Genomic DNA, 11280 nt, shown 5'->3' on the forward strand with positions numbered 1-11280 from the left:
TCGCGACAACCGGAATCACAATCCGGGGCTCTACCAACTGAGCTATAGCCACCATTGAGTTTTACCGACTTTTCCTCCGGGGTATGGTACGCCCGAAAGGATTCGAACCTTCGACCTTTGGCTCCGGAGGCCAACGCTCTATCCAACTGAGCTACGGGCGCATGCCCTATCGGCGGAGTGGAATAATACGGATATCACACTATGCCGTCTAGTACTTTTTTTACTTTTTTTATCGTTTGGTCTCTTTTTCGACAGTTATCTGCCTTTAAAGTGTATTTTTGATGTGATTCACGCCCTGTCATGGATAACTTGTTGTTTATTGCAACAAGTTATCGGGATATAATCACCCATTATTTACATTGATTTAACAGCTGCAACCAAGTTGTTTAATCATTTTATGCCATCGGAGAGATTTCGAATGATTTTCTCGACGCGGTATCAATACTCTAACTATATAAATAGGTAAGTCACTTACCTCGGGAATGTGAAGTGGGTTTAATGGATATGTCTCGACAAATGATTAGCGTTTTGTTCGCTGCCTTAACTTTCTCTACGGCAGCTTTAGCTTCTGACATCAGCCAAACTGAATACGATGCGATCGCAGAGCGCATCAAACCTGTCGGTGATGTTTATCTAGCAGGTTCAGAGCCTGTGAAGGAAGAACCAACCGGTCCACGTGATGGCGCCAAAGTTTACGGTACTTTTTGTATTGCTTGTCACGCATCTGGTGTAAACGGCGCGCCAAAATCGGGCAATGCTGACGATTGGGCTCCGCGTATCGCGCAAGGCAAAGACGTGCTAGTGAAGCACGCGCTTGAAGGCTTCAACGCGATGCCAGCAAAAGGTACATGTATGGACTGTTCTGATGATGAAATCATTGCAGCCATCGACCACATGATTGATGGCTTGTAATCCAGCGGCCACTCATCTGAAATAAGAAAGGCTTGCCAATCGGCAAGCCTTTTTGTTTGGAGTGAACTTGATTTACAGTGATACCAAAGTGATCACTTCTTAAACATCGAGCGCAGGTTTGCAATGTGCGCCTGACCTTTTGCCATTCGTTCTTCTTGAGACACAGGCTTTTTGTTCACTTCCCATTCGACATCATCAAACGGCAGCTCATCCAAAAAACGACTTTGAGTCGGCTTGATCAACTCACCAAACTGGCGACGCTCTTTACACATGGTAAACGTCAGCTCTCGCTGTGCGCGGGTGATGCCTACGTACATCAAGCGTCGCTCTTCTTCGACGTTATCTTCATCAATACTGGTTTGATGCGGCAATATGCCCTCTTCCGAACCAATCAAATAAACGTAAGGAAACTCTAGACCTTTTGATGCGTGTAATGTCATCAATTGAACGGCATCGCTGTCTTCGTCTTCTTCGCCGCGTTCCATCATGTCACGCAAGGTCAAACGTTGAACCACTTCTTTCAGCGTTTTCTCTTCTTGGTCGTAATTGTCACCTTCTAAGTCAGCCACAATCCAAGAGTAGAGATCCGAAACGTTCTTCATGCGCATTTCAGCGGCTTTCGGGCTGGCTGATGTTTCGTACAGCCAATCTTCGTAATGAATGTCACGAACCAAGGAGCGAATAGCTTCTACTGTGTTACCTCGCTCAGCTTGATCGGCAATCGCCACCAACCATTGTGTAAAGCGACGCAGATTTTCGAGACCACGTCCCGATAGGTGTTGCTCTAATCCCATTTCAAAGCTTGCTTCAAATAGGCTTTTGCCGCGCATATTGGCGTAACTGCCCAATTTTTCTAACGTTACCGGGCCAATTTCGCGTCGCGGCGTGTTCACAATTCGCAGAAATGCGTTGTCATCGTCAGGGTTCACCAACACTCGAAGATACGCCATGATGTCTTTGATTTCGGCACGCGCGAAAAACGACGTACCGCCAGACAGTTTGTAGGGTACGCGGTTTTGCATCAGTGATTTTTCAATCAAGCGCGATTGATGGTTACCGCGATACAAAATCGCATAATCTCGATATTCCGTGCGATTTAAGAACTTGTGCGCAATCAACTCACCCGTGACCCTTTCTGCTTCGTGCTCTTCGTTCTTGGCTAGCAACACTTTCAGTTTTTCGCCGTCAGGAATCTCTGAGAACAGTGATTTTTCATACACGTGCGGGTTGTTGGCAATCAAAATGTTTGCAGCACGAAGAATTCGACTGGTCGAGCGATAGTTCTGTTCCAGCTTGATCAGGCGCAGGTTCGGGTAATCTTGCCCGAGCAGCACCAAGTTTTGCGGTTTTGCACCACGCCACGAGTAAATCGATTGGTCATCATCACCAACGACGGTTAAGCGACCGCGCTCGCCCACAATCAATTTGACCAGTTCATACTGACTGGTGTTGGTATCTTGGTATTCATCAACCAATAGATAGCGGATGCGATTTTGCCAACGCTGACGCACGTCTTCATTATTACGCAGCAGCAATACTGGCAGAAGGATCAGGTCGTCAAAATCGAGCGCGTTGTACGCCTTCATCTGCTTCTGGTACATCTCAAAACAAAAAGCGAACAGCTGTTGTTGCTCGCCTTTCGCCATCGCTTTGGCTTGCTCTGGCGTTAACATGTCGTTTTTCCAGTTGGAGATCGTACTCAATAGTTGTTTGAGTAGGTCTTTATCACCGTCGAGTTGCTTTTCCGTCAACTCTTTCAACAGCGCCATCTGGTCTTGATCATCAAACAACGAAAAGCCCGCTTTTAAACCAAGCTGCTTATACTCACGTTTGATGATATTCAAGCCCAATGTATGGAAAGTAGAAACCATCAAACCTTTCGACTCGGCTTTACCCAAGGTTTGACCAACACGCTCTTTCATCTCGCGGGCGGCTTTGTTGGTAAAGGTCACGGCCGCGATGTTTCTTGCTTTGTAGCCACATTGCTGAACCAAGTAAGCAATTTTATTAGTAATTACGCGCGTTTTACCTGAGCCTGCGCCGGCAAGCACTAGGCATGGACCAGACACGTATTTTACGGCTTCATCTTGTCTAGGGTTCAGCTTCATACAAATTCTCTGCGGGTGACAAATGTGGCGCCTATGATAAAGGGGTGGCTCTTTGAATGCTACGGTGATTTTCTCGTAAATTTTACCCCGATTGGTGCAACATTCTGTTGCATAGTAGACCAGACTTTAAGCTATAATGAATGAACGTTCATTCACTGGTAGTAGGATTATGACGGACAACCCTGCTGTAGATAAACGCGATCAAATACTTGCCGCTGCGGAGCAGTTAATTGCAGAGTCTGGCTTTCAAGGGCTTTCTATGCAAAAGCTGGCCAACGAAGCTGGTGTCGCCGCCGGGACGATTTATCGCTATTTTTCAGACAAAGAACATCTATTGGAAGAAGTGCGTCTTAACGTAGCCAAACGCATTGCCTCTGCAGTGCAAGCGGGTGTTAATGACGACATGCCATTGAAGGAACGCTATCGAACCATGTGGCTCAACATCTGGAATTTGGCGGGTTCCAACTTAAACGCCATCAGTAATCGAGTTCAATATGATTCGTTACCTTGCACGACAAGAAACAAGACGTGGGAACTTGAGCGAAAAATGTTTGCCCAAGTAGATCGCCTTTTCAACCAGGGCAAAGAAGAAGGGGTTTTTAAGCCTCTCGATAACGAAGTGCTCTCTGGATTAAGCTTTGAAGCAAGCGTCGCGCTTGCGAGAAAACATGCTTTGGGATTTTATCAATTGGACGACGATGCGCTGGAAGCAGCCATTGAAGCCAGTTGGGATGCAATTATCAAACACTAACTTGGAGTTCTTAATAGAATGAAAAAGTGGACTTTCTTTATGTTACTTATCGCCGTTCTCTTGTTCGGCAGCGTGATAGGTTTCAATTTATTTAAGCAACAAAAGATCGCTGAATACATGGCAAACCGTCCTGAACCTGAGTTCCCAGTAACCGTTACGGAAGTAAAAGCGGTGGATTGGGTACCAGTGATCGAGGCTATCGGTTTTATCGAGCCAAACCAAGGTGTGACGGTAGCGAACGAAACGAGCGGTGTTATCGACAAGATCGCTTTTGAATCAGGTACTCAAGTTGAAGCTGGCCAACCCCTCGTTTTGCTTGATTCTGAAGTGGAAAAAGCGAACTTGAAGAGTTCACAAGCGAAACTTCCTGCAGCAGAAGCGAAATACAAACGTTACCAAGGTCTGTTTAAGAAAGGTTCTATTTCTAAAGAAGCTTACGATGAAGCTGAAGCAAACTACTACTCGCTTAAAGCAGATATCGAGAGTTTAAAAGCAACCATCGATCGTCGTGAAATCAAAGCGCCATTTGCAGGTGTGGTTGGTATCCGTAACGTTTATCTTGGTCAATACATCCAAGCTGGTAGCGACATTGTTCGTCTAGAAGATAGCAGTGTAATGCGTCTGCGCTTTACCGTGCCTCAAACAGACATCTCGCGTATCAAACTTGACCAAGAAGTGGATATTTTTGTAGATGCCTACCCAGATCAGCCATTCAAAGGCTCAATTTCTGCCATTGAACCTGCAGTAAATGTACAAAGTGGTCTGATCCAAGTACAAGCAGACATTCCAAACAGCGATGGCAAACTTCGCAGCGGTATGTTCGCACGTGCAAACATCATCATGCCTAAATTGGCAAACCAAGTGACGCTACCTCAAACAGCAATCACCTTCACTTTGTACGGCGATAACGTCTACATCGTGACAGAAGAAGATGGTGAAAAGCGCGTGAAACAACACGTAGTTAAAGTGGGCGAACGTACTAAAGACATCGCACACATCTTGGAAGGCGTGAAGCCAGGTGATGTTGTGGTGACGTCGGGCCAAGTCCGTTTAAGTAACCACGCGAAAGTTAGCATTGTTGAAAGCAATGCCATTACTCCACCTGCTGAAACACCAATGCTTTAATTGGAGGCATCATGCGCTTTACTGATGTTTTTATAAAACGTCCAGTTTTAGCGGTATCGATCAGCTTTTTGATTGCACTACTTGGTTTGCAAGCAGTGTTCAAAATGCAGGTTCGTGAATACCCTGAAATGACAAATACGGTGGTTACCGTAACCACTAGTTACTACGGTGCAAGTGCCAACTTAATCCAAGGCTTTATTACTCAGCCTTTGGAGCAAGCAGTAGCACAAGCCGACAACATTGATTACATGACTTCTCAATCGGTACTGGGTAAATCGACCATTACTGTAAACATGAAGTTGAATACTGACCCGAATGCGGCGTTGTCTGACATTCTGGCGAAAACCAACTCGGTACGTTCACAGCTTCCAAAAGAAGCCGAAGACCCAACCGTAACCATGTCGACTGGTTCGACAACGGCAGTACTGTACATCGGCTTTACGAGTGACGAGTTATCTTCAAGCCAGATCACTGACTACCTTGAGCGTGTAATCAACCCGCAGTTGTTCACCGTAAACGGTGTGTCCAAAGTTGATCTCTATGGTGGTATGAAATACGCACTACGCGTATGGCTAGATCCTGCCAAAATGGGCGCTTTGAAGCTGACTGCAACGGATGTGATGAGCGTTCTTAACGCCAACAACTACCAATCTGCAACGGGTCAAGCAACGGGTGAGTTCGTGCTTTACAACGGTAGCGCAGATACTCAGGTATCAAACGTTGCTGAACTTGAAGCTTTAGTTGTGAAAACTGGTGAAGGGGATGTGATTCGCCTAGGTGATATCGCTAAAGTAACGCTAGAGAAGAGTCACGACGTTTACCGCGCAAGTGCAAACGGTCAAGAAGCCGTGGTTGCGGCGATCAACGCAGCGCCAAGTGCTAACCCGATCAACATCGCGGCAGACGTGCTTGATCTGTTGCCTCAACTTGAGCGCAACCTACCAAGCAACATCAAAATGAACGTGATGTACGACTCTACGATTGCGATCAACGAATCGATTCACGAGGTGGTGAAAACCATCCTGGAAGCGGCGGTCATCGTACTTGTGGTTATCACACTGTTCCTGGGCTCATTCCGTGCGGTAATCATTCCTATCGTAACCATTCCACTTTCATTGATTGGTGTGGCAATGGTGATGCAGGCAATGGGTTTCTCTTGGAACTTGATGACGCTACTGGCAATGGTTCTTGCCATCGGTCTGGTGGTGGATGACGCGATCGTTGTACTAGAAAACGTTGACCGTCACATCAAAGAAGGGGAGTCGCCATTCCGAGCTGCAATTATTGGTACGCGTGAAATTGCGGTTCCAGTTATCGCGATGACATTGACGCTAGGTGCAGTGTACGCACCGATCGCATTGATGGGTGGTATCACCGGTTCATTGTTCAAAGAGTTCGCTTTGACACTGGCAGGTTCAGTATTCGTATCCGGCATCATCGCTTTGACACTATCACCAATGATGTGTTCGAAGATGCTGAAAGCGAACGAGAAGCCAAGCAAGTTTGAGCAAAAAGTTCACCATATCCTTGATGGCATGACCACTCGTTACGAAGGCATGTTGAAAGCGGTAATGGCTCATCGTCCGGTTGTTATTGCGTTTGCAATCATTGTATTTGCAAGCTTACCAGTCTTGTTCAAGTTCATTCCTAGTGAACTTGCACCTTCGGAAGATAAAGGTGTGGTTGTACTAATGGGTACGGCGCCTTCGAACGCGAACTTGGATTACATCCAAAACACCATGAACGATGTAAACAAGATTCTGTCGGATCAACCAGAGGTAGAATACGCGCAGGTATTTAACGGTGTTCCTAACTCGAACCAAGCGTTTGGTCTAGCGACACTTAAACCTTGGAGTGAGCGTGAAGCCAGCCAATCTGAGATCACCAAACGTGTTGGTGGATTAGTTGCAAGCGTACCAGGCATGTCAATCACGGCATTCCAGATGCCAGAACTGCCTGGTGCGGGTTCAGGTCTACCAATTCAGTTCGTTATCACGACACCAAACAGCTTCGAAAGCTTGTTTACGATCGCAAGTGATGTTCTGACAGACGTAGCCAGCAGTCCAATGTTCGTCTACTCGGACTTAGATCTGAACTACGACTCTGCGACCATGAAGATCAAAATCGATAAAGACAAGGCGGGCGCATACGGTGTGACGATGCAAGACATCGGTATCACGCTAAGCACCATGATGGCTGATGGCTACGTAAACCGTATCGACCTAAATGGCCGTTCATACGAGGTAATTCCTCAAGTTGAACGTAAATGGCGTTTAAATCCAGAATCAATGAAGAACTACTACGTTCGTTCTGTGGATGGAAAAGCAGTACCACTTGGTAGCCTGATCACTATTGATGTTGTCGCCGAGCCTCGCTCACTGCCTCACTTCAACCAGCTGAACTCAGCAACCGTTGGTGCTGTACCATCGCCTGGCGTCGCAATGGGTGATGCAATTAACTGGTTCGAGGACGTAGCGCAGAACAAACTGCCTGCCGGTTACAACCACGACTACATGGGTGAAGCACGTCAGTTCGTGACGGAAGGTAGCGCGCTATACGCAACATTTGGTCTTGCGTTAGCCATCATCTTCTTGGTTCTTGCGATTCAATTCGAATCACTTCGTGACCCTATCGTTATCATGGTATCGGTACCGCTGGCGGTATGTGGTGCGTTGATCGCCTTGGCTTGGGGCACAGCCTCGATGAACATCTACTCGCAGGTCGGTCTGATCACGTTGGTCGGTCTTATCACCAAACACGGTATCTTGATCTGTGAAGTAGCAAAAGAAGAGCAGCTGCACAACAAACTGTCTCGAATTGATGCGGTAATGGAAGCGGCGAAAGTTCGTCTACGTCCAATTCTTATGACCACTGCGGCGATGATTGCGGGTCTTATCCCACTCATGTACGCAACGGGTGCAGGCGCAGCACAGCGCTTTAGTATCGGTATCGTAATCGTGGCTGGTTTGGCAATTGGTACGTTGTTCACACTATTCGTACTACCTGTGATTTACAGCTACTTAGCTGAAAAACACAAACCACTGCCAGTTTTTGTTGAAGATAAAGACTTGGAAAAGTTAGCTCGAGTTGATGAAGCGAAAGCAGCGCACCGCGAACTAGCAGAAAACAAATAAGCTCAAGAAGCTAATAAAAAGGTCACTTCGGTGGCCTTTTTTATTGCTGCTCTCTTTTTTACCATCTAAATGGCGACTTTCCCGTATCATTTACTTAGAATGTCGGCAAATCAAAAGGAGTTTTAGCCACTATGTTTGACCCAAAGAAATTAGAGCAAATTGCTAAACAAATTCATGACTCAATGCCAGCACCAGTAAAAGAGCTAGGCGCAGACGTTGATCAAAAAGTTCGCCAAGTAATCCAAGGCCAACTAAATAAGCTAGATGTAGTAAGCCGCGAAGAATTTGATGTTCAAACTCAAGTTTTACTACGTACGCGTCAAAAGCTGACGGAAATGGAAAAGAAATTAGCCGAGCTTGAAGAAAAGCTAGCTGATAAATAAGCCCCCAAACGCTCCTTCGACAGGAGCGTTTTTCTTATCAGCACATGGAAAAATCGACTAAAAACGAAAAGGCTTGGTCAACGGAGACCAAGCCTTTTAATTAGATGTCGTGTTTTTTGTATTTATCGACTCCACTCTGTCTGGAGTTCATTTAATATCTTCAATGCTGCGCAGCGAAGGGAATTAGCCACCAACCGCGATGCGCTTCATATCCGTCATGTAACCACGTAGTTCTTCGCCAATGTATTCCACTGGGTGGTTACGGATAGTCTCGTTCACTGCGATAAGAGTCGCGTTATCCACTTGGTTAGACGTTTCGCCTAGGCCTTTACCAATAACATCTGTACCAACAGAAGGCATGAATTTCTCACGTAATAAAGGCGTTGCTACGTTAGCAAATAGGTAGTTACCGTATTCAGCCGTATCAGAGATAACCACGTTCATCTCATATAGACGCTTACGTGCGATAGTATTAGCAATCAGCGGAAGTTCATGTAGAGACTCGTAGTACGCTGATTCATCGATGATTCCAGAAGCTGTCATCGCTTCAAATGCCAGTTCAACCCCAGCACGAACCATTGCAATCATTAGAATGCCGTTGTCGAAGTACTCTTGCTCAGAAATCTCAACGTCCGTTTCTGGGTAATTTTCAAATGCGGTTTCACCAGTTTCTGCACGCCATCCTAGAAGATTTTTATCATCATTTGCCCAATCAGCCATCATGGTGCTAGAGAAATGACCAGAGATAATATCGTCCATGTGCTTGTTATACAGTGGACGCATTAGGTCTTTTAATTCTTCAGAAAGCTCGAACGCCTTGATTTTCGCAGGATTAGATAGACGGTCCATCATGTGAGTGATACCACCGAATTTCAGAGCTTCCGTAATGGTTTCCCAACCGTACTGCAGTAGCTTACCTGCATAACCCGGATCAATGCCTTCAGCAATCATCTTCTCGTAACATACGATAGACCCCGCTTGTAGCATGCCACATAGAATGGTTTGCTCACCCATTAGGTCTGATTTCACCTCAGCGACAAAAGAAGACTCAAGACAACCCGCACGGTGACCACCTGTAGCTGCAGCCCAAGCTTTCGCGATATCCCAACCGTCACCTTTCGGATCATTCTCTGGATGAACCGCGATTAGGGTAGGAACACCAAAACCACGTTTGTATTCTTCACGAACCTCTGTACCAGGACACTTAGGAGCAACCATGACAACGGTCAGATCTTTACGAATCTGCATGCCTTCTTCCACAACGTTGAAACCATGAGAGTAACCTAGTGCAGCGCCTTCTTTCATTAGTGGCATCACCGTCTCAACAACGTTAGTGTGCTGTTTGTCTGGCGTTAAGTTAACAACCAGATCTGCTTGAGGAATTAGCGTTTCGTAGCTACCAACTTCAAAGCCATTATCTTTGGCGTTTTTAAACGATTGACGCTGTTCATCGATCGCAGCTTGACGTAGTGCGTAAGACACATCAAGACCAGAATCGCGCATGTTTAGGCCTTGGTTTAGACCTTGAGCACCACAGCCCACAATGACCACTTTTTTACCTTTCAGGTAATCCGCTTCAGATACAAATTCTTCACGGTCCATAAAGCGACAACGACCAAGTTGATCCAATTGCTCGCGCAAGTTTAGGGTATTGAAATAGTTAGCCATCTGGGTGCTCCTTAAACATTCTTCCATAAAGGTCGGTAACCGTCTTACCGAATAACTTCATACTAAAACAGACATAACGTTGCTTAAAGTGATATATTCACAATTACTTATTGCAATTTATGCAACATGGAAATGAAGATTTAATGAATATCAAAAGCCTGCAACTTTTCATTCATCTCTGTGAGAGTAAAAGTTTTGCCAAAACCGCTGCAGCCATGCACATCAGTCCTTCTGCCCTCAGTCGGCAAATACAAAAGTTGGAAGAAGAAACAAATCAACAGCTGTTTGTTCGCGATAACCGCAGTGTAGAGCTGACAACCCAAGGCAAAAAATTAATGCCTGTCGCGTTAAAAATTCTTAGTGAATGGCAACAGTATCAAAACCATATAAAAGGAACCGAAGGCGAGCTAAAGGGGGAAATCCGTCTCTTTTGTTCGGTGACCGCCAGCTACAGCCATTTACCAGAGTTAATTTCCGATTTTCGTCTTCAGCATCCTTTTATTGAATTTAAGCTATCAACCGGTGACCCAGCTCAAGCAATCGACAAAATACTAGCAGATGAAGCCGATATTGCCATCTCAGCCAAATCGGAGCAGATGCCAAACAAAATCGCGTTTGAAACGATCAGTGAAATCCCTCTGTCTGTCATCGCTCCTGTCGGTGTCAGTTCATTTGCTGAGGAATTGCAAAAGGAGCAGCCAGATTGGTCAATCATTCCATTCATTCTTCCGGAAGCAGGCACAGCAAGGGACAGGGCTAATACTTGGCTCAAAAAAATGAAAATAAAACCGAATATCTACGCGCAAACGTCTGGACATGAGGCCATCGTAAGCATGGTTGCGTTGGGATGTGGGGTGGGTATCGCACCGGATGTCGTAATTAACAACAGTCCAGTAAGGGAAAAGATTAATCGCTTAAAAGTATTGCCAATTAAGCCATTTGAACTTGGCGTCTGTTGCACCAAAAACCAGTTAGAAAACCCATTAGTGAAAGCTTTTTGGAAGGTGGCGGAGAGTAAATACATTGCACCTTAATAATGGGAATAATGGGTATTTGGATTCGAATTACTTGGGTTATTTTTTATAACCCTAATTTTCAGAACTCTGAAATGCAAAAAAGCCCACTCTTTCGAGTGGGCTTTTTCAAATTTAAAGCCTGGCGATGTCCTACTCTCACATGGGGAAACCCCACACTACCAT

At 45.7% G+C, this 11280-nt stretch carries 8 protein-coding genes and 1 tRNA gene; 6 read left to right on the forward strand and 3 right to left on the reverse strand.

The window, feature by feature from the left end:
* Positions 1-84: 84 nt before the first annotated feature.
* Positions 85-161: transfer RNA gene (locus OU793_RS22770), tRNA-Arg, on the reverse strand.
* 337 nt (positions 162-498) lie between these two features.
* Here OU793_RS22770 and OU793_RS22775 point away from each other — a divergent pair.
* The gene (locus tag OU793_RS22775) at positions 499-912 is read left to right on the forward strand and encodes a cytochrome c5 family protein (protein ID WP_005455203.1); all 414 of its coding nucleotides are present in this window, start codon (positions 499-501) and stop codon (positions 910-912) included.
* Between the two features lie 92 nt (positions 913-1004).
* Here OU793_RS22775 and rep read toward each other — a convergent pair whose 3' ends face one another.
* The gene (rep, locus tag OU793_RS22780) at positions 1005-3020 is read right to left on the reverse strand and encodes a DNA helicase Rep (RefSeq protein ID WP_159404215.1); all 2016 of its coding nucleotides are present in this window, start codon (positions 3018-3020) and stop codon (positions 1005-1007) included.
* Positions 3021-3189: 169 nt separating this feature from the next.
* Between rep and OU793_RS22785 the strand changes: the two genes are divergently transcribed.
* The 4 genes from OU793_RS22785 to OU793_RS22800 all read left to right on the forward strand — a co-directional run bounded on the left by OU793_RS22785 (position 3190) and on the right by OU793_RS22800 (position 8413).
* A complete protein-coding gene (locus OU793_RS22785; RefSeq protein WP_005487525.1) occupies positions 3190-3771 on the forward strand; it encodes a TetR/AcrR family transcriptional regulator in 582 nt (193 codons plus the stop codon).
* A gap of 18 nt (positions 3772-3789) precedes the next feature.
* Positions 3790-4896, forward strand: coding sequence for a multidrug efflux RND transporter periplasmic adaptor subunit VmeC (gene vmeC / locus OU793_RS22790; protein WP_005487557.1), 1107 nt, complete (start codon positions 3790-3792; stop codon positions 4894-4896).
* A gap of 11 nt (positions 4897-4907) precedes the next feature.
* Positions 4908-8030: a multidrug efflux RND transporter permease subunit VmeD gene (vmeD, locus tag OU793_RS22795; RefSeq protein WP_005478703.1), complete on the forward strand. Its 3123-nt coding sequence runs from the start codon at positions 4908-4910 to the stop codon at positions 8028-8030.
* Positions 8031-8161: 131 nt separating this feature from the next.
* Positions 8162-8413 carry an accessory factor UbiK family protein gene (locus tag OU793_RS22800; protein ID WP_005487540.1) on the forward strand — a complete coding sequence of 84 codons (252 nt, stop codon included), beginning with the start codon at positions 8162-8164 and terminating at the stop codon, positions 8411-8413.
* Positions 8414-8596: 183 nt separating this feature from the next.
* Here OU793_RS22800 and ilvC read toward each other — a convergent pair whose 3' ends face one another.
* Complete coding sequence (gene ilvC, locus OU793_RS22805; RefSeq protein ID WP_020904410.1) at positions 8597-10081, reverse strand: ketol-acid reductoisomerase; 1485 nt, start codon at positions 10079-10081, stop codon at positions 8597-8599.
* Between the two features lie 143 nt (positions 10082-10224).
* On the opposite strand from ilvC, the gene ilvY reads away from it, so the two are divergent.
* Positions 10225-11115, forward strand: a complete 891-nt coding sequence (ilvY, locus tag OU793_RS22810; RefSeq protein WP_005455228.1) for an HTH-type transcriptional activator IlvY — start codon at positions 10225-10227, stop codon at positions 11113-11115.
* Positions 11116-11280: the final 165 nt, after the last annotated feature.

The organism is Vibrio sp. VP6 (genome assembly GCF_028823755.1).
Lineage (GTDB): Bacteria > Pseudomonadota > Gammaproteobacteria > Enterobacterales > Vibrionaceae > Vibrio > Vibrio parahaemolyticus.